23 protein-coding genes are annotated in these 25,067 nt (G+C 69.7%); 8 read left to right on the top strand and 15 right to left on the bottom strand.

Annotation, left to right across the window (positions count from 1 at the left end; genetic code table 11):
* The first annotated feature begins 14 nt into the window (after window positions 1-14).
* Window positions 15-290, top strand: a complete 276-nt coding sequence (locus IEZ21_RS39990) for a hypothetical protein (RefSeq protein WP_189326730.1) — start codon at window positions 15-17, stop codon at window positions 288-290.
* Entirely contained in the window at window positions 287-571 is a 285-nt protein-coding gene (locus IEZ21_RS39985; protein WP_189326729.1) for a hypothetical protein, read from the top strand. Before IEZ21_RS39990 ends, IEZ21_RS39985 begins: the two co-directional genes overlap by 4 nt.
* 106 nt (window positions 572-677) lie before the next feature.
* Here the strand turns inward: IEZ21_RS39985 and IEZ21_RS39980 are convergent, their stop codons facing one another.
* From IEZ21_RS39980 to IEZ21_RS39970, 3 genes are all read right to left on the bottom strand, one after another.
* Entirely contained in the window at window positions 678-1,817 is a 1,140-nt protein-coding gene (locus tag IEZ21_RS39980; RefSeq protein ID WP_246568668.1) for a beta propeller repeat protein, read from the bottom strand.
* A gap of 360 nt (window positions 1,818-2,177) precedes the next feature.
* Window positions 2,178-2,573 (bottom strand): nitroreductase family deazaflavin-dependent oxidoreductase, encoded by a 396-nt coding sequence (locus IEZ21_RS39975; protein WP_189326728.1) that lies wholly within the window; start codon window positions 2,571-2,573, stop codon window positions 2,178-2,180.
* A gap of 51 nt (window positions 2,574-2,624) precedes the next feature.
* The gene (locus IEZ21_RS39970; RefSeq protein WP_189326727.1) at window positions 2,625-4,136 is read right to left on the bottom strand and encodes a CehA/McbA family metallohydrolase; all 1,512 of its coding nucleotides are present in this window, start codon (window positions 4,134-4,136) and stop codon (window positions 2,625-2,627) included.
* 272 nt (window positions 4,137-4,408) lie between these two features.
* On the opposite strand from IEZ21_RS39970, the gene IEZ21_RS39965 reads away from it, so the two are divergent.
* From IEZ21_RS39965 to IEZ21_RS39955, 3 genes are all read left to right on the top strand, one after another.
* A complete protein-coding gene (locus IEZ21_RS39965) occupies window positions 4,409-7,003 on the top strand; it encodes a bifunctional FO biosynthesis protein CofGH (RefSeq protein ID WP_189326726.1) in 2,595 nt (864 codons plus the stop codon).
* A gap of 48 nt (window positions 7,004-7,051) precedes the next feature.
* Window positions 7,052-7,609 (top strand): hypothetical protein, encoded by a 558-nt coding sequence (locus IEZ21_RS39960; protein ID WP_246568666.1) that lies wholly within the window; start codon window positions 7,052-7,054, stop codon window positions 7,607-7,609.
* 176 nt (window positions 7,610-7,785) lie between these two features.
* Window positions 7,786-8,901, top strand: a complete 1,116-nt coding sequence (locus tag IEZ21_RS39955) for an ADP-ribosylglycohydrolase family protein (RefSeq protein ID WP_189326725.1) — start codon at window positions 7,786-7,788, stop codon at window positions 8,899-8,901.
* Between the two features lie 63 nt (window positions 8,902-8,964).
* Here IEZ21_RS39955 and IEZ21_RS39950 read toward each other — a convergent pair whose 3' ends face one another.
* The 9 genes from IEZ21_RS39950 to IEZ21_RS39910 form a co-directional block, all read right to left on the bottom strand.
* Window positions 8,965-10,536 carry a sodium:solute symporter family protein gene (locus IEZ21_RS39950; RefSeq protein WP_033322008.1) on the bottom strand — a complete coding sequence of 524 codons (1,572 nt, stop codon included), beginning with the start codon at window positions 10,534-10,536 and terminating at the stop codon, window positions 8,965-8,967.
* A gap of 221 nt (window positions 10,537-10,757) precedes the next feature.
* Window positions 10,758-11,543 (bottom strand): SDR family oxidoreductase, encoded by a 786-nt coding sequence (locus tag IEZ21_RS39945; protein ID WP_189326724.1) that lies wholly within the window; start codon window positions 11,541-11,543, stop codon window positions 10,758-10,760.
* 134 nt (window positions 11,544-11,677) lie between these two features.
* The gene (locus IEZ21_RS39940) at window positions 11,678-12,202 is read right to left on the bottom strand and encodes a cyclophilin-like fold protein (RefSeq protein WP_189326723.1); all 525 of its coding nucleotides are present in this window, start codon (window positions 12,200-12,202) and stop codon (window positions 11,678-11,680) included.
* Window positions 12,203-12,303: 101 nt separating this feature from the next.
* Window positions 12,304-13,170 carry a helix-turn-helix domain-containing protein gene (locus IEZ21_RS39935; protein WP_189326722.1) on the bottom strand — a complete coding sequence of 289 codons (867 nt, stop codon included), beginning with the start codon at window positions 13,168-13,170 and terminating at the stop codon, window positions 12,304-12,306.
* A gap of 127 nt (window positions 13,171-13,297) precedes the next feature.
* Complete coding sequence (locus IEZ21_RS39930) at window positions 13,298-14,464, bottom strand: XdhC family protein (protein ID WP_189326721.1); 1,167 nt, start codon at window positions 14,462-14,464, stop codon at window positions 13,298-13,300.
* A gap of 141 nt (window positions 14,465-14,605) precedes the next feature.
* Window positions 14,606-16,804: a xanthine dehydrogenase family protein molybdopterin-binding subunit gene (locus tag IEZ21_RS39925; protein WP_189326720.1), complete on the bottom strand. Its 2,199-nt coding sequence runs from the start codon at window positions 16,802-16,804 to the stop codon at window positions 14,606-14,608.
* Window positions 16,801-17,781 (bottom strand): FAD binding domain-containing protein, encoded by a 981-nt coding sequence (locus IEZ21_RS39920; RefSeq protein WP_189326719.1) that lies wholly within the window; start codon window positions 17,779-17,781, stop codon window positions 16,801-16,803. Before IEZ21_RS39920 ends, IEZ21_RS39925 begins: the two co-directional genes overlap by 4 nt.
* Before the next feature lie 12 nt (window positions 17,782-17,793).
* Window positions 17,794-18,456 (bottom strand): (2Fe-2S)-binding protein, encoded by a 663-nt coding sequence (locus tag IEZ21_RS39915; RefSeq protein ID WP_189326718.1) that lies wholly within the window; start codon window positions 18,454-18,456, stop codon window positions 17,794-17,796.
* 367 nt (window positions 18,457-18,823) lie between these two features.
* Window positions 18,824-19,690, bottom strand: a complete 867-nt coding sequence (locus tag IEZ21_RS39910) for a helix-turn-helix transcriptional regulator (protein ID WP_189326717.1) — start codon at window positions 19,688-19,690, stop codon at window positions 18,824-18,826.
* A 426-nt stretch (window positions 19,691-20,116) separates the two neighbouring features.
* Between IEZ21_RS39910 and IEZ21_RS39905 the strand changes: the two genes are divergently transcribed.
* From IEZ21_RS39905 to IEZ21_RS39895, 3 genes are all read left to right on the top strand, one after another.
* Window positions 20,117-21,133, top strand: coding sequence for a zinc-dependent alcohol dehydrogenase family protein (locus tag IEZ21_RS39905; RefSeq protein ID WP_189326716.1), 1,017 nt, complete (start codon window positions 20,117-20,119; stop codon window positions 21,131-21,133).
* Between the two features lie 78 nt (window positions 21,134-21,211).
* On the top strand, window positions 21,212-21,877 hold the full coding sequence (locus IEZ21_RS39900; protein WP_189326715.1) for an SDR family NAD(P)-dependent oxidoreductase: 666 nt from the start codon (window positions 21,212-21,214) through the stop codon (window positions 21,875-21,877).
* A gap of 79 nt (window positions 21,878-21,956) precedes the next feature.
* Window positions 21,957-22,313: a cyclophilin-like fold protein gene (locus tag IEZ21_RS39895; protein ID WP_189326714.1), complete on the top strand. Its 357-nt coding sequence runs from the start codon at window positions 21,957-21,959 to the stop codon at window positions 22,311-22,313.
* 18 nt (window positions 22,314-22,331) lie between these two features.
* On the opposite strand, the gene IEZ21_RS39890 is transcribed toward IEZ21_RS39895, so the two are convergent.
* The 3 genes from IEZ21_RS39890 to IEZ21_RS39880 all read right to left on the bottom strand — a co-directional run bounded on the left by IEZ21_RS39890 (window position 22,332) and on the right by IEZ21_RS39880 (window position 24,652).
* A complete protein-coding gene (locus IEZ21_RS39890; protein ID WP_189326713.1) occupies window positions 22,332-23,189 on the bottom strand; it encodes a hypothetical protein in 858 nt (285 codons plus the stop codon).
* A 197-nt stretch (window positions 23,190-23,386) separates the two neighbouring features.
* Window positions 23,387-23,578 carry a DUF397 domain-containing protein gene (locus tag IEZ21_RS39885; protein ID WP_033325645.1) on the bottom strand — a complete coding sequence of 64 codons (192 nt, stop codon included), beginning with the start codon at window positions 23,576-23,578 and terminating at the stop codon, window positions 23,387-23,389.
* A gap of 201 nt (window positions 23,579-23,779) precedes the next feature.
* Window positions 23,780-24,652 carry a helix-turn-helix domain-containing protein gene (locus IEZ21_RS39880; protein ID WP_189326712.1) on the bottom strand — a complete coding sequence of 291 codons (873 nt, stop codon included), beginning with the start codon at window positions 24,650-24,652 and terminating at the stop codon, window positions 23,780-23,782.
* Window positions 24,653-25,067: the final 415 nt, after the last annotated feature.

The following is a 25,067-nucleotide window of genomic DNA, read 5'->3' as shown; positions in this document are numbered from 1 at the left end:
ACCAGGAGCAGGTCATGAGCGCAGAGCGTGAGCACGGCTGGGCGGCGATGCCCCTTCCGGAGATCCGGACCGTGGACGACCTGCGCAGCGCGCTCAGCCGGTACGGGTTCCCGGGTGACCGGGAGCGCTTCGAGGAGGAACTGGCGGCAGCCATAGGAGCCTCCCTCACGGACGACTTGGAGCGCGCCGCGGCCGTGGTGAGGGCGTATCGCCACCGGGTCCGGATCAGGAACTCACCCGAGATCATGGCTGCCCTCGAGGACGCGCGTGCCGGAGGCGGCAGCGGATGAGCGAGATCCCGCTGGAGGAGGCCGAACCCGCCAAGAAGGCGTACGGCGACCTCACGGAGGGGGAGCGGGAAGTGGTCCGGGAGGCGCTCACGGTCATCGCACGGGAGCCGGCGGCGGGGCGCGAGATCCCCGGCTGGCGCCCGCCGTCCGTGGAGTACACCTACACGACACCTCTCGCCCACGACTCAGCCGAGGCGATCACCGTCGTGTACACGCACACTCCGGGTATGGGAGTGACGGTCGTCTACTACTTTCGCGATCCACAGGTCGTGGATCCGTAGGCCCGTGGATCACCAGCCCTTCCCTGCGGTGCCTGCCCCCTGGGCCGGCACCGCAACGCGTGCTCGGCGTGGCTGGGCCGCCTCTCGAACGCGCCGCGGGGCTAAATCAGGCGTCGAGGCGTTCCATGTAAGCCTCGGTCGGAGGAGCGGGGGTGGGACTCGTCATGCCCGCCGACCAGAATCCCGCGGTGCCGGGAATGGGTGTCACGTCGTTGAGGTACGGGGCTGTCGCCGTGCCGGCCGGGCCTCGTACGACGGTCCAGGCGTCGCCGTCCCGGTGCAGGTACGTGCTGCGGGTCTGGTCCCGGAAGTTCCAGCCCGAGATCCATGCGGCGCGGCCCTCTGCGTCGGCCGCGATTCCGGTCAACGACCCGACGGTGAAGCCCGGTTGCACCCGCGTCCAGGCCGTGCCGTCCCAGTGGGCCAGAACGGGGTTGCCGGGGCGTCCCGGTGGTCCGCCGATGCCGGCTTCGGTGCCCACCGCCCATACGTCGTCCGGACCGGCCGGATGCAGATCGCTGATGCTCAGACGGAGGCCTGTGATCGGGGGCAGGACGGTCCACGCTCCGTTCCAGCGGGCTACGAGTCCGGACCATCCGTCGCCGGTTGCCTGGGCCTGGTCGCCGCTCACCCAGACCTCGTCCGGCGAGCGCAGTACGACCCGGTACAGGTTCGCGCTCGTGGCAGGCAGTGGGTCCAGCCATTGCCATTGCCGCCCGTCCCCGTTGAGCAGGCCGGTGCTGCCGCCGCGGCTGCCGCTGACCCACACCCGCTGGTCGGGGCCGACCGCCACCGCGTCCATGCGGACGTCCGGCTCGCCCAGGCCCGGGAACTCGGCCTCGCGCCAGGTGGTTCCGTCCCAGCTCAGCAGCGGGCTCGTGCCCTCGTCGGCAGGCAGGCCCACGCTCCACGCCGAGGTGGCGTTGACAACGGCGATGTCGCTCAACCGCGTGTGGGTCAGATGCGACAGGTCGGTCTTCGACCAGGCGCTGCCGTCCCAGAGCATGGCCAGCCCTCGGCCCTGCGACGGCCCGGCGCGGCCCTCCTCGCCCACGGCCCAGGCCAGTTGGGGTCCGGTAGCGGCGATGCGGCGCAACTGCGCGGCAGGGGTACTGCCGGGCGCCGGCACGGCCTGCCAGCTTTGCGTACGGGGCGCCGGCGCGTCGGCCCGGACCGAGCTGCCCGGACCGAGCGTGAGCCCCGAAAGCGCGCCGATCGTTCCTGCCACAAATCGTCTGCGTCTCACTGCTGGGTCCTTCCGTGCGGGTAGGAGGGACCACCGTGAAACAGACAAGTCCAGAGGTCTAGGCGCGCAGGTGACAAAACCCGGTCCAACTGCCCGAGATTGAGCGGGAGTTCATTAGCGGCAGGGACTTCATTCGGGCAGGAGTGCGTCATCCATGGTTCGGGCTCGTCTTCAGAGTGCGGAGGAGGGCGCCGAAGGCGGTGGGGGTGGCCCAGAGGATGGCTTGGATGCCTCGAAGGGCGGGAAGCTGCTGTGGGCCGAGTGCGCTCCCTGACCCTCACGCGCGAAAATGTGACACTTCGACTGCCGAGTGTCACATTTTCGCGAAACACCCTCTGGGGGGAGATCTCTGAACGCGCCTCAGTCCTCCAGATCCACCCGCACGGTCAGCAGGTTCGTGCCGACCGCCCGTACTGCTGCGCTGTTCATCCGTGGCAGGGACCTGAGGCGGGCACGCGCGTCGTCCTCGGGCAGCAGGTGGGCCGTGCCGTGGTGCCAGCGGCCCTTGATGCGGACCCGGACTCTCGGGTTTGCCTGGATGTTCCGTACGTACTGCGACTTCTCGCCGTACTCGGAGACGATCCAGAACTCGTCCCCGACCCGGCTTCCGCCGAGCGGGGTTCGGCGCGGCTGCCCCGACTTTCGCCCTGTGGTCTCGAGGAGGGTCTGAAAGGGCAGCCGTCTGGACAGCGGGTTGGCGACCCACCGCTGGAGCGTCGTGACGGCGCGGAACTTGAGATCGTGGAAGCGCGACATGAGGCCCTGGTCCTTCTCGTCGGTGACCCGAGGAGTCTCTCAGGCGGGCCCTTACCGCCCCAAGAAGATCGGGTTCGTGAACGCCGCCAGTGCCCCCGGCAGCGGTGCCACCGCCGCCTCGTGCCGCAGTTCCGCCCGTACGTACGCTGCGTACTGAGCCGTCGTACGCCACTCGACCGTGCCGGAGCCCGAGACCGGCAGGACGGGGCTCGTGTGCAGGACGCCCTGGTCCGTGACGAAGCGGGCCGTGCAGCGGGGGGCGCCCGTGACCTCCAGGCGGACCGTGACCGGGTCGTCGCGGTCCACCTTCAAACGGCCGCCGATTCCCGCGTGTTCGCCCTTGGGGCCGTACGCGGTGAAGTCGAGCGACACCGACTTGGACTCGGCGATGTAGGAGCGGCCTGCCTTCAGGCCCTCCTGGATGGACTCGCGGGTGAGGTCGTCGGCGAGGACGACCGTCTGGGGGGTGCCGACGGGGTCGGGGTGGCGGTGGGCGTCGCTGTTGCCCATCGCCGGGATCCAGCCGCGGCCCTCGCGGACCGAGGCCACCAGCATGCCGTCCCAGTCGGCCAGGGAGACCTCGTCGTCGGGCCCGTACGGGCCGTTCCACACCTCGACCACGTCCGCCTCGCCGAAGCCGAACTTCCAGTTGCAGCCGATGCAGGTGGCGTGCGGGTGGGCGGGGACGACCAGGCCTCCGGAGCGGCGGATCTCGCGGGCGTACTTGCCGAAACGGTTGTCGCGGGCGCGGTAGCGCCAGTCGATGAACGTGCCGGGATCCGTGCCGAGCGCGACGACATGGCCGTTACGCGTCGTGACCTCCTCGCCCAGCAGGACCAGCAGGTCGTCGCCCGCCTCGTCGGCCCAATGGGCGTGCGCGGCATGGGTGTTGTGCTCGGAGGTGTTGATGAAGTCCAGGCCGGCCTCGCGGGCGAGGGCCGCGATCTCGGCGGGGGTGCGGCGGCCGTCGGAGTACCAGGAGTGCAGGTGGCAGTCGCCGCGATACCAGGCGCGACCGCGGCCCTTGGCACGCGTGGGCGGGTACTTCGGCTTCACGGCGGCGCCGGGTTCGCCGTAGGTGAGCGTGATGGTGATCTCGTACGGGAGTCCCTGCGGGGCCACGGTGTAGGGGCCGAGCGCGATGTACCAGGTGCCCTCGCGGACCGGGCCGGGGATGTAGCCGGGCGTGGCGTCGTCGGCGCGGATGAAGAACTCCGTGCGCGCTCCGCCCGACCAGCCGCGGAAGCCCTTGCCGCCCAGTTCCGTGCCGCGCTGGTCGAAGATGCCGATGTCGAGCGCGTTGCCCGCGGTGCCGGCCGGGACGGAGGGCTTCTCGTACGTGTACGCGACCTTGATCTCCCGTACGCCGTCCGGGACTTCGACGGGCAGGTACACGAAGTCGGGGGAGCCGGTGGGCAGGGTGCCGCGCACCGTCCTCGTCTCGTGGCCCGCTGCGGCGTCGGCAGCCTCGCTCGGGAAACTCACGCTTCCCAACGTAAGCGCGGCGGCGGCTCCCGTCACGAACAGGGCGCGTCTTGCGATGCCGTGGTCGTCCTCGCACATGCTGCTGCTCCCAAAGTGTCGGGTGTGACGGTTCGGGTGTGGCCCGGGTGCTGCGGGGGTGACACGTACCACCCTCGTATTCACCCGTGAACTCCCGTACAAGGGAAGGGAATCGGCACGTTTCGCGCAGCGGTCGGCGTGCGGGAGCGTTGCGTGGGGGCGCGGTGCGCTGGGTCGGTGCGTGTCGCCGGACCGGCCGGGGCGGCAATCTGCCGGATGACCTTGGAACCTCCCGGAAACCGAATGGTTGCGCACGCTCGTATGCTCGATTCATGACTGATCCGCAGCCTGAGCAGCAGTCCGGAGACCGTCCCACCGCGAACGCCATGCGACGCGCCCTCAAACGCGCCCGTGACGGTGTCGCGCTCGATGTCGGTGAGGCGGGCGTGCTGCTTCAGGCCCGGGGGGAGGATCTCGATGACCTTGTCGCCTCCGCCGCGCGGGTTCGGGACGCGGGGCTGGCGGAAGCGGGGCGGGCCGGGGTCATCACGTACTCGAAGAGCGTGTTCGTTCCGCTGACCCGGTTGTGCCGCGACAAGTGCCACTACTGCACCTTCGTCACCGTTCCCGGCAAGCTGCGGCGGGCCGGGCACGGGATGTTCATGTCGCCGGACGAGGTGCTCGACATCGCGCGGCGCGGGGCCGAACTGGGGTGCAAGGAAGCCCTGATCACCCTCGGCGACAAGCCCGAGGAGCGGTGGCCCGAGGCGCGGGAGTGGCTGGACGCGCACGGCTACGACGACACCATCGCGTACGTACGGGCCATTTCGATCCGCATCCTGGAGGAGACGGGGCTGCTGCCACACCTCAACCCCGGTGTCATGTCGTGGACCGACTTCCAGCGGCTCAAGCCCGTCGCGCCCAGCATGGGCATGATGCTGGAGACCACCGCCACTCGGCTGTGGTCCGAGCCGGGCGGCCCGCACTACGGCTCGCCCGACAAGGAACCGGCGGTGCGGCTGCGGGTGCTGGAGGATGCGGGGCGGTCGTCCGTGCCGTTCACCAGCGGGCTGCTGATCGGGATCGGGGAGACGTACGAGGAACGCGCCGAGTCGCTGTTCGCGCTGCGGAAGATCTCGCGGGCCTACCACGGCATCCAGGAGCTGATCATCCAGAACTTCCGCGCCAAGCCGGACACGGCGATGCGCGGGATGCCGGACGCCGAACTGGACGATCTCGTCGCCACGGTGGCCGTCGCGCGGCACATCATGGGTCCTTCCGCCTGTCTCCAGGCGCCGCCCAATCTCGTGGACTCCGAGTACGGGCGGCTCATCGGCGCCGGTATCGACGACTGGGGCGGCGTCTCACCGCTCACCATCGACCACGTCAACCCCGAGCGGCCCTGGCCGCAGATCGACCAACTCGCCGAGCAGTCCCGGCAGGCGGGCTTCGAGCTGCGTGAACGGCTGTGTGTGTACCCGGAGTTCGTGCAGCGCGGCGAGCCCTGGCTGGACCCGCGGCTGCTGCCGCACGTATGGGCCCTTGCCGACCCGGAGACCGGCCTGGCGAACCCCGACGCCGTCGTCGAGGGCCACCCGTGGCAGGAGCCGGACGAGGCGTTCACCTCCTCCGGCCGCACCGACCTGCACCGCACCATCGACACCGAGGGGCGTACGGGCGACCGCCGGAACGACTTCGACGAGGTGTACGGCGACTGGGAGGCGCTGCGGGAGGCGGCGGCGCCCGGGATGGTGCCGTCGCGGATCGACACCGATGTGCGGGCGGCGCTCGCGACAGCGGCCGACGACCCGACGCGCCTGACCGATGACGAGGCGCTGGCCCTGCTGCACGCCGACGGCCCGGCGCTGGACGCCCTCACCCGGATCGCGGACGACGTCCGCAAATCGGCGGTCGGCGACGACGTCACGTACATCGTGACGAGGAACATCAACTTCACCAACGTCTGCTACACCGGCTGCCGTTTCTGCGCCTTCGCCCAGCGCCGCACGGACGCCGACGCGTACACCCTCTCGATGGACCAGGTAGCAGACCGCGCCCAACAGGCCTGGGAAGTAGGGGCAGTCGAGGTCTGCATGCAGGGCGGTATCCACCCCGACCTGCCCGGCACCGCCTACTTCGACATCGCGCGCGCCGTGAAGGAACGCGTCCCCGGCATGCACGTACACGCCTTCTCCCCCATGGAGGTCGTCAACGGCGCGACGCGCACCGGGATGTCGATCCGCGAATGGCTGACCGCCGCCAAGGAGGCCGGCCTCGGCTCCATCCCCGGCACGGCCGCCGAGATCCTCGACGACGAGGTCCGCTGGGTCCTCACCAAGGGCAAGCTGCCCACGGCGACCTGGATCGAGGTCGTGACGACCGCGCACGAGCTGGGCATCCGCTCCTCGTCCACGATGATGTACGGGCATGTGGACCAGCCCCGCCACTGGCTCGGCCACTTCCGGACGCTGTCGCGGATCCAGCAACAGACGGGCGGTTTCACGGAGTTCGTGACGTTGCCGTTCATCCACACCAACGCGCCCGTGTACCTGGCGGGCATCGCGCGCCCCGGCCCGACCATGCGCGACAACCGCGCGGTGGTGGCGATGGCGAGGTTGTTGCTGCACCCCCACATCCCCAACATCCAGACCAGCTGGGTGAAGCTGGGCACGGAGGGCGCGGCCGAGATGCTCCGCTCCGGCGCCAACGATCTCGGCGGCACCCTCATGGAGGAGACCATCTCCCGTATGGCGGGCTCCAGTTACGGCTCGTACAAGTCCATCAAGGACCTGATCGCGGTGGCGGAGGCGGCGGGCCGTCCGGCGCGCCCGCGCACGACGCTGTACGGGGAGGTCCCGGAGGAACGGCAGCGGGCGGCGTCGGCTTCGGACGGGCATCTGCCGGAGCTGCTGCCGGTACTGGACTGAGACGTGGACTGAGCTGTCCCACCGAGCAGGGGGAGGAGGTGCGTGCCCGTGCCCATCGGACGAAGGCAGCCCCGACGACGGCTGTCCCCGTGGGTCTGGATCACGGCGCTGACCCTCGGCGCCGTCGTGGTGGTCGCCGCCCTGGCCGTACGCGCCGAACAGGCGGCGCAGCCGAAGCCGACGGCGTCCGCGAGCCCCTCCGCCTCGCCGAGCCCGTCCGCACCGGTGGCGGTACCGGACGGCTCGGGTACGGGGCGGCGCATCGTCTACTCCCTGGAGCAGCGCCGGGTGTGGCTGGTCGACTCCGGCAAGGACGCCCGCCGTACGTTCACGGTGTGGCCGGGATCGGTGAGCCCACTGCCGGGCACCTACACGGTCACGTTCCGCAATGCCTCCGCGACCGGCTACGACGGGGTGGCCATCGAGAACGTCGTCTACTTCGCCACCCGCTCCGGCGTCTCGATCGCCTTCTCCAACGCGGAGGACGGCTCGTCGCCGCCGCCCGCAACCGAGGTCGAAACGGGCGGAATCCGCACCCGTGCGGCGGACGGGGACGCGATCTGGGACTTCGGCACGACGGGGACGACGGTTTGGGTGGTTGAGTAGTCGTACGGCGCACTGCCCGATTCCGGAGTTACGCGCACCTCGCACCACCGCATGTTCCCGCCCAGAATTCGCAAACCGTTCCGGCCCTCAACCGACTGTTCCCGTTCGATTACAGTGCTGAGCTGTCAGCCGTACGGGACGGTAGCCGTGCGGAATGGGATCTTCAGGAGGCTTCGGTGGGTGCGACGTCCGGTGCCGTCTGGGGGCGGGTCGAGCAGCAGGACTTCCGCAGTCGGGTGCGGGGCACCCTGCTGGGCGCGGCCCTCGGTGATGCGCTGGGCTCGCCGGTCGGGGAGCTCTCGATGGAGGAGATCCGCGAGGCGTACGGCGCGGAGGGGGTCGTCGACCTGCCCTTCGGCTATGGCAGACGCGGCACCGTCACGCATCTGACCCAGCTCACCCTCTTCAGTCTCGACGGCCTCATCCGCGCCCAGGTCCGCCGGGACACGGGCGCCTGGCACCCGCCGACCGATCTGCACCGCGCGTACCTCAGATGGGCCGCCACGCAGCACGACTGGGGTCCCGACGAGCGCCGAAAGGAGGACGGCTGGCTGGCCCGCGAGGAGTGGCTGTACGCACGCCGCGACCCCGCCCGCGCCTGCCTGATCGGCTTCGCCGACGACATGATGGGCACCCTGGACGCACCCAAGAACCAGAAGGAGATGGGCCCCGAGGCCGCGGCCCGTTCCGCGCCCTTCGGGCTGCTCGTCGGCTGGGAGCCGCAACTGGTGATGCAGCTCGCCGTCGAGTGCGCGGCCCAGACCCACGGTCACCCCACCGCCTACCTGTCGGCGGGCGCGTACGCCCTGATCGTGCACGGACTCGCCCGCGGCGAGAGCCTCGACGCCGCCGTGCAGCGCTCGCTCCAGGTGCTCGCCGACTGGCCGGGGCAGCAGCCGGTGACCGACGCCCTGCAGTACGCGCTGGGTGCCGTACGGCAGGGCATGCCCACGCCGGCCCGGATCGACGAGCTGGCCGGGGAGGGCACGGCCGAGGGGCTGCTGTCGGTCGCCGTGTACTGCGCGCTGGTCGGCGAGGACACCCGGCACGGGCTGTGCCTCTCGGTGAACCACGGCGGCCCCTCGGGCGCCGCCGGAGCGCTCACCGGCGCCCTCCTCGGCGCCCTGCACGGCGAGACGGCCCTCCCGCCGGCCTGGCTCGCCGAACTGGAGGGCCGCCCCACGATGCTCGTCCTCGCCGACGACTTCGCGATGGAGATGACCCAGGGGCCCGCACTGCACGGACCGGCCGAGTCGTCGCCGGGGTGGCTGGCCCGGTATCCGCGGGCCTGAGGTGGTGGCGCGGGGCGTCCGCCCGTACACGAGCGGACGCCCCGACTGCCGTACGTACGAAGGTCAGTCCTTGACCGGCGCCCCCACCACGCCGTCCGCCGCCCCCGCCGGAGTCGGGATCGCCGCAGCCGCCGAACCCGGGCCGTCGTCATCGTTGTTGATCTTCGCGAGGACCGCGTCCCGCTCCGGGGTGTCCTCCGGCTTCACGTACCCGATGAGGATGTAGAGGACGAGCGAGACGGCGAGCGGGACCGAGACCTGGTACTGGAGCGGGACGCCGCCGTCGACGTTCCAGTGGATGGGGTAGTTGACCAGCCAGAACGTCACCAGTCCGACGCCCCAGCTGATCAGCGCGGCCGTCGGCCCGCTCTTGCGGAACCACGGCAGCAGGCCGAGCATCAGCGGGATCGCGATCGGGCCCATGAGCCCTGCGACCCACCTGATGACGACCGTGATGATGTCGCCGAAGAAGTCGGAGTTGACCTGCGTCGCGATGGCCATCGACAGACCGAGGAACAGCAGCGTGGCCCAGCGCGCGGCCAGCAGCCCGGTCCGGGTGTCCCACTGGCGTACCTTCCGCGAGACCGCGGGCATGATGTCGCGCGTGACGACGGCGGCGATCGCGTTGGCGTCCGACGAACACATCGCCATCGTGTGCGAGAAGAAGCCCACGATCACCAGGCCCAACAGGCCGTGCGGCAGCAGCTGTTCAGCCATCAGGGCGTACGAGTCCGCCGGCACGTCCGTCTGGATGATCAGCGGCGCGACCCACATCGGGAAGAACAGCACCAGCGGCCAGATCAGCCACAGAGCGGCGGACAGGGCGGCCGAACGCGTCGCGGACTTCGGGGAGTCCGTGGCCATGTAGCGCTGGGCCTGGTTCCACATGCCGCCGTTGTACTCGAAGGTCTTGATGAACAGGTACGCGATCAGGAAGACCATCATGTACGGCCCGGCCAGCGGCTCGGCGTGCCCGTCGAGCGCGGGCTCGTCCCACACGCTCCACAGCGTGCTGAAGCCGCTCAACTCGACCATGACGGCGATCAGCATCGCGATACCGGCGACGAACTGGATGATGAACTGCCCGAGTTCGGTCAGCGCGTCCGCCCACAGACCGCCGACCGTGCAGTAGACGGCCGTCACCGCACCGGTGATGAGGATGCCCGTGTTGAGCGAGACCCCGGTGAACACCGACAACAGGGTTGCGATCGCCGCCCACTTGGCGCCGACGTCCACGATCTTCAGCAGTACGCCGGACCAGGCGAGAGCCTGCTGGGTGGGCAGGTTGTAACGGTTCTTCAGATACTCCAGCGGGGAGGACACGTGCAGCCGTGCGCGCACGCGGTTGAGCCGGGGTGCGAAGAGTTTCGCGCCGATCGCGATACCGATGGCGATGGGGAAGGACCAGGTGACGTAGGAAGTGACGCCGTACGTATAGGCGATGGCCGCGTAGCCCGTGAACATCACCGCGCTGTAGCCGGACATGTGGTGCGAGATGCCGGACAGCCACCACGGCATCTTGCCGCCTGCGGTGAAGAAGTCGCTGACGTTGTCGACGCGTTTGTGGGACCAGACGCCGATCGCGACCATCACACCGAAGTAGCCGATCAGCACGGTCCAGTCGAGACCGTTCATATGCACCCTCCCGCGATCCGCCTTGTGAACTGCGCTGAACTGCAGTGACGTGCACGGCACTTCACCGGCGCAGGCCAAAGCGGCCGCGAAGTGCCCGCTCATCGTGGGTTCGGCGGGTATGCGGCGACAACTGCCCGGCAGGTCAAGAGGAAGCAAAAAAGTTCTGCTTGATGACCTGGATTCACATCCATGACCGGCTGTGCGGAGGCCGGTCGTGCGGCCTAACGCATCAATTCCCCCGCGTTCACCAGCAAGGACTGCCCGGTGATGGCGCGAGCCCGATCGGACGCCAGGAACACGGCGGCATCTGCCACGTCCCCGTCGGTGGCCAGCTCGGGCAGGGCCATGCGGCTCGTGAGGCGCTCCCGTACTTCTGCCTCCGGTACGCCCTCCGTATGCGCCGAGAACTGGACGTACGCCTCGACCGGCGGCCCCCACATCCAGCCCGGCAGCACGGTGTTGACCCGTATGCGATGCGGGCCCAACTCCCTTGCCAGGGAGTACATCGCGCTCGTCAGGGCGCCCTTCGAGGCCGCGTACGCCATCTGCCGCACCTGAGTGGGGGCGGCGACGGCCGACTGCGTCCCGATGAAGACCACGGACCCGCCGTGTTCCTTCAGCGCGGGCAGGCAGGCGCGGGTCATCCGCAGCGTGCCGAGCAGGTTCACGTCGATGACGGACTGCCAGGTGGCGAAGTCCGCGTCCGCGAGACCGCCGAAGTAACTGTCCCAGGCGGCGACATGGACGACGGCGTCGAGCCGCCCGAACCGCTCGGCCGCGAGCGCGGCAAGCGCCTCGCACTGGGCCTCGTCGGTGATGTCGGTCGGGCGGTGGGCGGTGTGCGTGCCGTCGGGGTCGATCTCCGCCGCGGCCTTGGCGAGATTCGCCTCCGTACGCGCCCCGAGCACGGCGTTGCCCCCGTCCCGTACGACGGCCGCCGCGACCTGGTGCCCGAGCCCGGCGCCGACTCCCGAGACGATCACGGTCCTGTCCGCGAGCAGTGACATGCCGAGGCCTCCCTGACTCTGGCGAACTATCTGACGGGGCGTCAGGGTATGGGCGTCCGCCGGAGGAAGGAAGAGGAAGGAAGGGGACGGCATGATGAGGTCCACGGTCTGCTCGGCCCACCCGGGACCGACGGTCAGCCGGCCGGCTCGACCCTCGCGGTGAAGCCGTCCTCCTGGTCAGCGATCGCGTCCATGTCTCCGTCGAACCGACCGATCCTCAGGATGCCGTCGTGGTAGCCCACGTCGCCGTAGTAGAAGACGAGGTCGCCCCCCGGAGCGTAGTAGCCGATGTCCCGCGGGCGAGGGTCCTCTCCCTCGGGCATGCCCTCCGTGGAAAGCTCCTCGGGCAGCGGCCCCGTCTTCTCCATGTTCTGGTGGTCGCTGAACTCCACGGTGACCGGGAGCTTTTCGATCAGGTCCCGAGCGGTGGCGTTGTCCCAGAGCCGGCCCGTGAGCACCGTGCCGCCGATGGTGACGCGGATCGGCGTCCCGTCGCTCGACGACTGGTCCGGGTTCGGCGAGGAGGAGTCCGCAGCGGAGGCCGACTCGCCGGACGACCCGGACGACCCGGACGACGAGGAACTCGTGGGCGCGGCGCTCGGTGAAGCCGTCCCTTCCGAATCGCTGCCGCAGGCTGCCACGCCGAACACGAAGGTCATGGCCAGCGAGAGCACCAAACCCCGATGCGCTCGACGCGGCTGCCCGGGTACGGAAGAACTGGTTCTGGTCATGTCGTCGAAGCCCGTACGCGACGCCCTCATCAGCTCACCGCGCCGGGGGCGACCGAGTGCCCGTCAGCCACCCAGGCCGCGAGAAGACGCAGCCGTTCCTGCGTGGGCGTGCCGGGTGGGGCGGTCCAGATGGTCAGATGCTGATCGGGGTCGGTGCTGCAGGTGAGGGTGTCCCATTCGACGGTGAGTTCGCCGACGACCGGATGGTTCAGCGTCTTGGCGCCGACCCGTCGGGCCGCCACGTGGTGCTCGGCCCACCACCGCCGGAAGTCCGCGTCCCGCTCCGACAACTCCTCGACCAGTGCGACGAGCGTCGGGGAGTCGGGGTCGCGGGCCACCTCCATGCGCAGTTGGGCAACAGCGAGCAGGGCCGCGCCCTCCCAGTCGGCGTAGAGCCCCCTCATACGGTCGGAGAAGATCATCTTCGCGTAGTTGCGGTCCTTCTCCGGAATCTGCCCGAAGTCCCCGACCAGGGCGGCGCCCATCTCGTTCCACGCCAGGACGTCCATCTGGCGCCCGAGGACCATGGCCGGGATGGAGCCGAGGTCGTCGAGCAGTCGCTGCAACTGCGCGTTGACGACCTGCACCTCGGGCCGGCGCAGGCGGCCGGTCTCCTTGCCCGCCAGCTGGAAGGCGTACTCCCGCTGGTCGTCATCGAGCTTCAGCACGCGGGCGAGGGACGCCAGCACGGGCTCGGACACGTCGATGCGTCCCTGTTCCAGCCGGGTGTAGTAGTCCGTACTGATCGCGGCCAGCAGGGCCACTTCCTCCCGGCGCAGACCGGGTACTCGGCGCGGCGCTCCCGAGTCGGGCAGCCCGACGGATCGGGGGGTCAGCTCGGCGCGCCGGGTCTTCAGGAATTCGCCCAGCTCATGGTGGGCTGCGCTGCCAGTCATGTCAGCCATTCTCCCAAGGATGGGGCCCCGTGGCCGGGGCGGATTGGGCGGATTCTGGGTGGCACGGAACTTCTTCCTGCGCTGCGCACCTACGGAGGTCCGCCGAGCAGGCGGGTACAGCGGTCGGTCACGGCTCCGCGAGAGCGCGGGGCCGGGCTTCGGCCGGAGTGGGCAGGGGAGCGGGCACCGGACGGTGAATCGGGCCTGTTCCTTGGGAGAGCGGCAGGCCGCTGCCGAGGTTGGCGGAGGCGATGATCTCCGCCGCGATGGAGACGGCCGTCTCCTCAGGCGTGTGAGCTCCGAGGTCGAGGCCGATCGGGGAGCACAGGCGGGCGATGTGCTCGTCGGACATGCCCGCCTCGCGCAGGAGGCGGAGACGCTGTTCGTGGGTGCGGCGCGATCCCATGGCCCCGACGTAACCGACGGGCAGGTCGAGGGCCAGCCGCAGCAGGGGGATGTCGAACTTGGCGTCGTGGGTGAGGACGCATACGGCGGTACGGGTGTCCACGGCCGTGTTCTCCAGGTAGCGGTGGGGCCAGTCGACGACGACCTCGTCCGCGTACGGGAAACGGGCCGCCGTGGCGAAGACGGGCCGGGCGTCGCACACGGTGACCCGGTAGCCCAGGAAGGCCCCGGCCCGGCTGAGAGCGGCGGCGAAGTCGACGGCGCCGAAGATCAGCATGCGGGGGCGGGGCGCGGCCACGTGGACGAGGACGGACAGCCGGTCCGGGCAGGTGTCGGCGTCTGAGCCCAGTTCGACGCGGGCGGTACGTCCCGAGCGGAGCAGGGCGCCCGCCTGTGCGGTCACCGCGCGGTCCGTCGGGCCTCCGTCCAGGGTCCCGTAGGAGGCGGTGCCGTCGGCGAGGACGCAGAGCATGCGGCCCACCAGGTCGTGCGGGCCGTCGATGACCTGCGCCACGGCGGTGGGCCTGTCGTGGACGATGTCGTCCAAGGCGGTGGCGAGATGGGGATCCGCGGCGGAATCGAAGCGCTGGACGAGGACGTCGAGTTCGCCGCCGCAGGTCAGGCCGACGGCGAAGGCGTCGTCGTCGGAGTAGCCGAACCAGGCCCGCTGAGGGGCGCCGCGGTCGCGCAGCACCTGCCGGCACAGCTCGTACACCGCGCCCTCGACACAGCCGCCGGAGATGCTGCCGACCGCGTTGCCGTCCTCGTCCACCGCGACCGACGTACCGACCGGCAGGGGTGCGCTTCCGGTGACGTCGACGACGGTGGCCAGGGCGAAGGGGCGTGCCTCGCGGCACCAGCGGTGCAGTGTGTCCGCGATGTTCAGCATGAGTCCTTCTCCGTGGTTCGCCGTGGGGGCGTGGGGCGGGTCGCCGCCGCGCCGTCGGGGAGTGGATGGGCGGCGGCGACCCTGGTGGGTCCGGCAGCCGGACGGGGGCCGACTACCGGACAGGCCGGTGGTGTGCTGGTGTCAGAGCAACGCCTCGGCCGTGATGGGCAGTTCGCGGACCCGCCGGCCGGTGGCGTTGAAGACCGCGTTGGCGAGCGCGGCCGCCACACCCACCTGGACGACCTCGCCGAGCCCCTTGACGCCGAGCTCGTTGCCGTCGTTGTCCTCGCCGTCCAGGTAGATCGCCCTGACCTCGGGGACATCGGCGTTGACGGGGACGAGGTAGTCGGCGAGGTTGGCGTTCACGATCCGGCCGTCGCGGTGGTCGGTGACCGTGTGCTCGAGCAGAGCCCCGCCGATACCGCCCACGATGCCGCCGATCGCCTGACTGTCCGCCAGCTTGGGGCTGATGATCCGCCCCGCGTCGTACACGCCGAGCATCCGCCGCACCCGCACAAGACCGAGCGTCGCATCCACGGCGACCTCGGCGAAGGCCGCGCCGTAGGCGTGGTAGGAGCGCCGCGCGGGAGTCGGCGGCCCGGCGTAGGAGCCACGTGCTTCCAGGTGGGAGCGGTCGTTGCGGGCCAGCAGCCGTTGGTACGTCTCACCGCGCGCCGGGTTGCCCTTCACATGCAGCCGACCGCCGCGCACCACCACATCGCCGGCGTCCACCCCGTACAGCGGCGAATCGCGGTCCTCGACGGCCAGCTTGACCGCCTGACGCCGCACCTTGTCGCAGGCGTCGACGACGGCGGAGCCGACGCTGGCCATGGTCGCCGAGCCGCCGTGCGGGCCGGTCTGCGGATACAGCGAGTCGCCGAGCCGGAAGGTCACCGTGCGCATGGTCAGCCCCAGCGCATCCGCGGCCACCTGAGTCTGGGAGGTGTAGGTGCCCGGCCCCATGTCACTGGTGGCCGTCTCGACCACAGCGGTGCCGTCGGCATCCAGACGGGCCCGGGCCTCCGCGGGAAAACGCCCGGGGTCGTACACGCTGGCGGCCATGCCCATGCCGATCAGCCAGTCGCCCTCGCGCCGCGAACGCGGCCGGGACGAACGCCGGTGCCAGCCGAACTCCCGGGCACCGACCGTGTAGCACTCGCGCAGCCGACGGGTGGAGAACGGCAGGTTGCTCGACTCGTCCTCGTCCGGTTCGTTGCGCCGCCGCAGCTCGATCGGGTCGATGCCGAGCTTGTGCGCGAGCTCGTCCATGGCCGACTCGATCGCGAACGACGCCGTGGCGAAGCCGGGACCGCGCATCCAGATCGGGGTGTTCACATCCAGCGGCACCTGCCGGTACGCCTGGCTGACGTTGGGCATGCTGTAGGTCATCTGCCCCGCGCCCATGATGGCCTCGGTGAACGTCTCGTACGAGGAGGTCTCGGCGTCGATGCCGTGGATGGCCGCGGTCAGCCGGCCGCGCCGGTCACTGCCGAGGCGCAGCCGGTACGCGTACGCCGGCCGGAAGCCGGTGCCGAAGTACATCTGCCGGCGGCTGAGCACCAGCTTGACCGGGCGCTTCGTCTCCCGCGCGGCCAGGGCGGCGACGGTGGTGTGCGGCCAGCAGCGCAGCCCGCTGCCGAAACCGCCGCCGACGAACGGGTTGATGACCCGCACCGCGTCCGCGGGCAGATCGAACACGGCGGCGAGCTCGTCGTGCGTGCCCATCACCCACTGGGTCTTGTCCCAGACGGTGAGCTTGTTGCCGTCCCAGCGGGCGAGGGTGGCGTGCGGCTCCATCGGGTTGTGATGGTTGCGCGCCAGCTGGTAGGTCAGGTCCAGGCGCACGGCAGCGTCGCGCAGGCCGGCTTGCGCGTCGCCGCGCGCGTAGTTCGTCGGCTCGCCCGGCTCGGCCTCGGCGAGGTCCGTCGAGGACTGCTCGGCGTCGTACTCGACCTGGACCAGACTCGCGCCGTGCTGGGCGGCCTCCAGGGTGGTGGCCACCACGACGGCGACCGGCTGGCCGTGGAAGAGGACCTTGTCGTCCTGGAACACCCGCAGCCGCCGGCCCCCCGGAGGATTGTTGGACCCGGGGTTGTCGCGGTACGGCAGCTTCGGCGCGTTGCGGTGGTGGATCACCCGCAGCACACCCGGGTGCTTCTCGGCGTCACCGGCATCGATGGAGGTGATACGGCCGCGCCCGATGCTCGCGTCGACGATCACGGCGTGCACGGCGCCTTTGATGTCGTGCTCGGCGGCGTACTTGGCCTGGCCGGTCACCTTCAGCCGTCCGTCCACCCGGGAGAGCGGTGCGCCGACGGCTGCCTGCGGCTGGGGGCTCATTTGCTGTCTCCTACGGTACGCAGCTGGCGTTCGACGGTGCGCTGGAGCAACTCGACCTTGAAGCGGTTGTGCTGGAGTGGCCGGGCTCCGCCGGCGGCGCGGCCGGCGGCCTCGGCCCACAGCCGGTCCGAGGGGCGTTCACCGACGAGAGCTTCTTCGACGGCAGGGAGCTTCCAGGGGACGGTGCCCACGCCTCCGGCGGCCACGTACGCGTTCCGGATCACCCCGCCGCGTACGTGCAGCGCGACGGCCGCGGAGGTCAGCGCGAACTCGTAGGACTGCCGGTCGCGCACCTTCAGATAGCCCGACTTCAGCGGACGCGGAAGGGCCGGAATTTCCACAGCGGTGATCAACTCGCCCCGGCGCAGGGCCTGTTCACGCTGAGGGGTGCTGCCCGGTCGCAGCAGGAAGTCGGCGAAGGGGACGTGGCGCTCCCCGTCCGGGCCCAGCAGATGCACCTGTGCTTCCAGCGCCGCGAAGGCTACAGCCACATCGGAGGGATGGGTGGCCACGCAGTCGTCGGAGGTGCCGAGGATGGCGTGCGTACGGTTGACGCCCTGCAGCGCGGCGCACCCCGAGCCGGGTTCGCGCTTGTTGCAGGCGGCGCTCACGTCACGGAAGTACGTGCACCTCGTGCGCTGCATGATGTTGCCGCCGATGGTCGCCATGTTCCGCAACTGCGCGGACGCGCTCAGCTCCAGCGCCTGGGATATGACGGGAAACAGAGTGCGCACCTTGGAGTGGACGGCGGTTTCGGCCATGCTCACCAGCGCGCCGATGCGCAAACCCCCGCGCTCGGTGACCCTGACTTCGCGCAGCGGCAGGTCGCTGATGTCGACCAGCGTCTCGGGGTGTTCGACGGTCTCGCGCATCAGGTCGACCAGCGTGGTGCCCCCGGCGATGTAACGGCCGCCGTTCCGGCCTGCGTTGACGGCCTCACGGGTGTTGGAGACCTTGGTGTAGGAGAAGGGATACATGGCGGCCGATCCTCACTTCCGGCCCGCGGTCTGTTCGACCGCGCGCACGATCTTCACGTAACAGCCGCAGCGGCAGATGTTGCCGCTCATGAACTCCCGGATCTCCTCGGCCGATCCGGTGTGACCCTCGTTGATGCAGCCGACGCCGGAGACGATCTGGCCGGGCGTGCAGTAGCCGCACTGGAAGGCGTCCTCGTCGATGAACGCCTGCTGCAGCGGGTGCAGTTCGTCGCCCTTCGCCAGCCCCTCGATGGTGGTGACCTCGGCACCTTCCAGCCGGACGGCCAGCGTCAGACAGGAGTTGACCCGGCGGCCGTCGACCAGCACGGTGCACGCACCACAGGCCCCGGCATTGCAGCCCTTCTTGGAGCCGGTCAGGTCCAGGTGCTCACGCAGCAGATCCAGCAGCGAGGTGCGGTTGTCCACCGTCACGGTCCGGCGGGTGCCGTTCACCGTCAGGGAGACGCGGCTGGAGGGTGCGGCCTCGCCGGCTTCCGCATCATCCGCATTGATGAAGTCCGACCCGGCGATGAAGCCGCCGGCGACGACGGCACCACCGACGGCAGTGGTCGTGGCGATGAAAGTGCGTCGGGTCGGCGCTGTCGGGGACCCGGTGGACTCGGTGGAGTCGGTGGGGGGCGGAACGTCTGGATCGGTGAACTCAGTGGAGGGCATACATACGCTTTCGGACTCGGCGGGCGGGGGCTCCTGGCCTGCGCAGCGGCAGGAACGGGGCGAATCCCGTGACGTCATCACCACAGGGCGCTGAGAAATTCGCATGTGCTGCGAGGCCCGCGGTTGGTCACGCCGGGCAGTCTTGCATCGTCGGCATCAGTTGTGGGAGGGAGAGTTTTCTCCCTGGATGTTCTTCTCTCAACGGGTATTCAGCTCCGTTTCCCGAGAGAGGAAAACCGCTGAACGCAAGCACGACAGTGTGGGCGGTGATCGGCGGACGGGAAAGATGCAGGATTCACGAATTTCGCGGCCGCTGACGCACGCGTCGGATTGTCGACGCCTGGTCCAACAGAAACGGTGAGAGGCGTCAGGGAGCGTCGGACGCACGTGCGGCCGGCTGAGCCGTCCAGGACGAGAGCAGACGCAGGTTGTCGTGCGATGCCGTACCGGGTTCGGCGGTCCAGATCACCAGTTGCTGCTCGGCGTCGGTGGTGGAGATGAAGCTGTCCCAGTCGAGGATGATCTCCCCGACGAGCGGATGCCGCAGGGTCTTTGTTCCCACGCTCAGCGCCGTGGCGTGCTCGGCACCCCACCATCGCCGGAAGCCGGCGTCAGCCACAGACAGTTCACCCACCAGTTCGACGAGCTGCGCGTCTCCAGGGCACTTGGCGCCCTCCATCCGCAACTGCGTGACGCAGGCATGGGCAACGCGCTCCCACTCCGGGTACAGCGCCCTCACGGCGGGCTCGGTGAAGAGGAGCCGGATGAAGTTCCGCTTCTTCCCCGGCATTTGGGAGAAGTCGGTGAACAGGGCGGCGGCCAACGGGTTCCAGGCGAGAATGTCCATGTACCGCCCCAGCACCAGTGCCGGGGTGAACGGGATGCCGTCCAGGAACCGTTGCACCTGTGGCTGGACCTTCTGCGCCGGCCGCCGGCAGACCTTGACCCCCACCTTGCCGGCCAGCGCGAACAGGTGATCCCGCTGTTCGTCGTTCAGATGCAGGACGCGGACGAGCGTCGCGAGCACGGCCGCCGACGGCCCTGCGCGCCCCTGCTCCAGGCGGGTGTAGTGAAGACTGCTGAGCCCGGCCAGCCGGGCGACCTCGTCCCGCCGCAGACCGGGCACTCTCCGTGGCGCGCCGGTCTCCGGCAGCCCGACCGTACGCGGACTCAACTCCGCTCGCCGGGCTTTGAGGAATTCACCCAGCTCCTTCAAATGTACGCTGCTTTCCATGCAAGTAACTGTCGCATGAAACCATCGCATTGTGAGGGGGTCGAATTTATCCCAGGAAACCTTTCCGCCCCGGTCATTCACGCCGCCTCGTGGGCCGCCGACGACTGTCAGCCGAGTGATCACTCGCTGAAGTGGCGATCCGCTGCCGACAGTTCACGGACGAGAGCAGCCTACTGCGGATGGCGCCGTCGCCACGGTGGGAAGGGGGGAGAGTTTTCTCCCTGGATGATGTGCTCCCAGGATGGAACCCTCCCCTTTGCGGGCACGCGCGACAGTGGCAAGCTCATTGGCGCGACCGGAGAACGGCTCTGGAGATCAGCTCCGGAGATCAGCTCCTGTCACCGGAAAACACTCCACCGATGAGTCGCCCCCAGCCCGCCGGTTTCTTTTCCGGACGCCATCGAAATGACGCCATCGAAAGGCATCATGCGCGCAACCATCATTCACGCCCCTGGCGACATCCGGGTCGAGGACGTCCCCGCACCCGGGATCGTCAACCCGACCGACGCGATCATCCGTACCGCAGTCACCTGTGTGTGCGGCTCGGACCTGTGGCCCTACCGCGGTCTGGAGCCCGTCGACGAGCCCCACCCGATGGGACACGAGTACGTCGGCTTCGTCGAGGAGGTCGGCAGCGAGGTCACCTCCGTCAAGCCGGGACAGTTCGTGGTCGGCTCCTTCGCCACCTCGGACAACACCTGTCCGAACTGCCAGGCGGGCTACCAGTCCAACTGCGCTCGCCGCGAGTTCATGAGCACCTGCCAGGCCGAGTACGTCCGTATCCCCAACGCGCACGGCACACTCGTCGCCACCCCCGATCTGCCCGCCGACGAGTTCGTGCCCAGCCTGCTCGCTGTGTCCGACGTGATGGGCACCGGCTGGTACGCCGCCGTCGCCGCCGAGGTGAAGCCCGGCTCCACCGCCGTGGTCGTCGGCGACGGAGCGGTCGGCCTGTGCGGCGTCATCGCGGCCAGGGAACTCGGCGCCGACCGCATCATCGCGATGAGCCGGCACGAGCCCCGGCAGAAGCTGGCCCTCGAGTTCGGCGCCACCGACATCGTCACCGAACGCGGCGAGGAAGGCATCGTCCGCGTCAAGGACCTCACCGGCGGCCTCGGCGCCGACTCCGTACTGGAATGCGTCGGCACCCCCGAAGCCATGCAGCAGGCCCTGCACTCCACCCGGCCCGGCGGCAACGTCGGCTTCGTCGGCGTCCCCCACGACGTGGCGATCGACGGCCAGGAACTGTTCTTCTCCCACGTCGGCCTGCGCGGCGGCCCCGCCCCGGTGCGCGCCTACCTCCCCGACCTCATCCAGCGGGTCCTCTCCGGCCGCATCAACCCCGGCAAGGTCTTCGACCTCACCCTCCCCCTGGAGCAGGTCGCCGAGGGCTACCAGGCAATGGACGAGCGCCGCGCCATCAAGACCCTCCTCACGCCCTGACCCGACCCGGGGGCTGGACCCCGTCGGCGTCCAGCCCCCGCCACTCACCCACCACACCCACTCACTCAAGGGCCCACCATGACCACGTTCGCCCTCGTAGGCGCCGGCCCCGGTCTCGGGCTGGCCACCGCCCGCCGCTTCGGAACCGCCGGGCACACCGTCGCCCTGATCTCCCGCAACGCCGAGAAGCTGGACGAACTGACTGCCGAACTCGCCCGCGACGGCATCCAGGCCCGCGGTTTCACCGCCGACGTGCTCGACATCGAGTCACTGAACGAGGCCCTGTACGCGGCCGCGGCCGCCCTGGGGACCATTGAGATCCTCCAGTACAGCCCCGTCCCCCGCGCCGACTTCATGAAACCGGTCCTCGGCACCGGCGCAGACGACCTCGACGCACCGCTGTCCTTCTCCGTCAAGGGCCCCGTCGCGGCCGTGAACGCCGTCCTGCCCGGTATGCGCAACCTCGGCCGCGGCACCCTGCTGTTCGTCAACGGCGCCAGCGCCGTACGCCCGAACCCCGCCGTGGCCGGCACCTCCATCGCCTTCGCCGCCGAGAGCGCCTACGCCCGCATGCTCCACGACGCCCTCGCCCCGGAGAACATCCACGCCGCGCAGCTGATCGTCCCGGGAGCCATCCGGCCCGACGCCGAACACAGCAGCCCCGACGCCCTGGCCCAGCGCCTGTACGACATCCACCACAAGCGCGACGCCTTCCGCCACTACGCCGAACCCCTCCCCGACTGAACCCCCTGCACATCCCCTCCCCTGGACGCCCGTGATCCTGGGCCGCCCTCCCGCCCAACTCCCGCCAGGACACCCCGACATGAACATCCGGCTCGCCATCGACGGCACCCCCGTCGACGCCACCCTGAACGACAGCGCGGCGGCCAGGGACTTCGCCGCCCAGCTTCCGCTCACCCTGAACCTCACCGACTTCCACCAGGCCGAGAAGATCGCCGACCTGCCTCGCCGACTGTCCACCTCCGGCGCCCCGGACGGGGCCGCCCCCCGCGCCGGCGACTTCGCCTACTACGCGCCGTGGGGCAACCTCGCCGTCTTCTACCGCGGCGGTTCCCACGCCACCGGCCTGATCATCATCGGCCACATGGCAGACAGCGGCATCAAGCAACTCTCCGGGGCCGACGAGGTCAACGTCACCATCGAAGAGGCCTCCCGGTAGCGGCAGTCGCCGCCGGGTTCACCGCAGCTCGTCCACGTAACGGTCCGTCCCGGGCACCGTGGGTATGAACGGTGCGACGAACTGCACGTCACCCAGCCCCGAAGCCGCCACTGCCGTGTCCAGGTCCGCGAAGTGGTCGAGCCAGTGGTCGCGGGGATCGTGCTGGAGGAACCACAACAGGGTCAGCCGGGTCCCGACCCCCTCGACCTGCTTGACATAGGTCATCCGGTCCAGGGGCAGCGGCGTCGGCGTGAAGACGGTCACCATGGCCGCGGGCGAGCCCGCCAGCCGTTTCGGAAGGTGGTCGTCGCGCAGCCACGCGAGCAGTTCGCCGCGGCTGCGGGGGGAGTCGGCGTCGATGACCTGGACGACGAGCCCGGCGAAGGGGTGGTCGAGGGCGTGGATGTCACGCGGCCCGTGGTCGCCGTCGCGGTAGACGGTCACCGCGTGGTCCTGGAACGCGGTGAAGACGTGCGTACGGTCCTGGAAGACGCGGTGGTCGCGGTTGAGGCGTTTGTTGATGCCGACGGTCCATCGCATGTGGTCGTCGTAGCGGCCCGCGGTCATCCAGTAGGCGGATATGTAGCATCCTGCCGTCACCGGCTGCGCGACGGAGGAGGTCTGGGGGTAGCGCAGGAGTTGCAGGTCCCGCGTGGCGACCCAGCGACGTCCCGCGTACATCCACGGCATGGCCATCGCGCCGGCGATGTAGTGGTCGTCTTCGTACCATCGATTGTACTCGCGCTCCCGGCCGGGATGCGGCTCGACCATGGTGATGAGCGCGTGCCCGAGGTCGGCTCCGTAGGGGCCGACGGCGGCCAGTTCCGCATACACGTGGCTGCGGGTTTCGTCTGCGTGCGTCGCGTCTTCTGTCATGGGTCCGGTGTAGCTGATGGAGCGTCAGTTTGGGAGAGGCATCCCGTTCGACTTCGCCCGAAGTTCCGCGATCGGATGCCCCAGGCAAAAATGCAGCCCCCTCGGCTGGTGACGGCGTCCAGTCGAGAGGGCTCTTGCAGTGGTGCGTATGGAGTTGGTCCGGCCAGTGGTGGCCGAGGGTCAGGGACCCTCGGGTCTCACTGCTTGACCGATGTCACGAAGACACTCCACGCCGCGGCCGGGAAGGCCAGGGTCGGGCCCTCGGGGGCCTTGGAGTCGCGGACGGCGAGGGCCGAGGTGGTGGGTGACTTGACCTCGACGCACGCGCTGTTCGGGGAGGAGTACGAGGACTTCGTCCAGGTCTTCGTGGCGCCTTGCAGAATTGCCATGTTCGCTCCGATGGTGAATTGCTGGCCGAGGTCACCGGGCCATTGGGGCCACAGCGCGGTTCGCGCCAACTTTGTTGATCGAGTGGCGTGATCGACGCTACTCGCCAACTTCCTCGCCCGGAGGAGCCGTTCACTCGTCTGGGTGGAATATGCCATCCAGACCTTCCGCTAGGGCGCACCGAGGTCTACAATCTGCGCCCTTCAGTCCACGCGGTCTCCACGGGCGTACTGCTTCGCGATGTCGGCGATGATCTGACGCGACTGTTCGGGGTTGAGAGCCTGGGCCCGCAGATGCTCGTACATGAGGCTGTACTTCTGCACGTCCGGCGCCTTCTCCAGATACAGGTCGCTGGTGACACCCTCGATGTACACCACGCTCGAATCGGCCGCGTCGGCGAACTCCAGGATCGCGTACTGCCCGGCAAGACCGGAGTGCGCGCCGACGTCGAACGGCAGTATCTGCACGGTGATGTGGGGGAGTTGGGCCATCTCGTTGAGGTGTTCCAGCTGCTCGCGCATCACGTTGTTGTCGCCGACCACCCGGCGCAGCGAGGCCTCGTCCAGCACCACCCACAGGCGCAGCGGGTCCTTCTCGGCGTTGATGCGTTCCTGGCGCCGCAGCCGGACCTGGACGCGTTTCTCGATCTCGGCGTCCGAGGACTCGGGCGATCCGCCGCGGACGATGGCCTCGGCGTACGTGGGGGTCTGGAGCAGTCCGGTGACGATCTGGGGCTCGTAGACCCGCAGCGATTCGGCGTCCGTCTCCAGGCCGATGTAGACGCTGTACGGGATGTCTCCGAACGCGTGCCACCAGCCCTGCTGGCGCGAGGCCTTGGCCATTTCCATCAGGCCGTCGACCATTCTCTGGTCCTCGACCTCGTACACCCCGCACAGGTCACGGACGTCGCGCGGGCTGATGCTGCGCCGTCCGTTCTCCAGGCGGCTGATCTTCGACTGGGAGACGAGCAGGCGCTCGGCGACCTCTTCGGCGGTCATGCCCTTGAGCTCGCGGAGCCGGCGCAGCTCCTGGCCCAGCCGGCGTCGCCTGACGGTGGGATTGACATTGGACGCCACGGGACGTGCACCTCCGGCTGCGTGCGGCCTGTACTTTGCGTGTCTGCTGTTGAGCAGATTGCCACCAAGGCGCTTGCCGCGCTGGAAAACGGTGGATATGGGGGTGCGCTCCGCTGAAGAAGTCACCTGCGGGTCCGTTGTGGCTGGGCGCGCAGTTCCCCGCGCCCCTAGAAGGCCTGCGGCCTTCTTCGGGGCGCGGGTCGCGCCCACGCGGCGGAACCACAGGGCGCTCGTGTGCCGAGACATGGCCGCGCGGGGCGGCGGGCCGTGTCGTCGTCCGGACGTACGGCCTGCCGCCCCGCGCGGCTCAGCGGCTCCCGGACCGGGTCTTGGGGACTTGCGGTGCGGCGCTGACGGTGTGCGCGTGGTGCTCTGTAGTGCCCTGCAGTTGTTGTGTGGTGCCTTGTGCCGTGGA

Origin of the sequence: Streptomyces flaveus, from assembly GCF_014647675.1 — a bacterium.
In the GTDB taxonomy this organism is placed as follows: domain Bacteria; phylum Actinomycetota; class Actinomycetes; order Streptomycetales; family Streptomycetaceae; genus Streptomyces; species Streptomyces flaveus.
The sequence above is the reverse complement of the archived record's forward strand: the minus strand, read 5'-3'. Positions and strand labels throughout refer to the sequence as shown.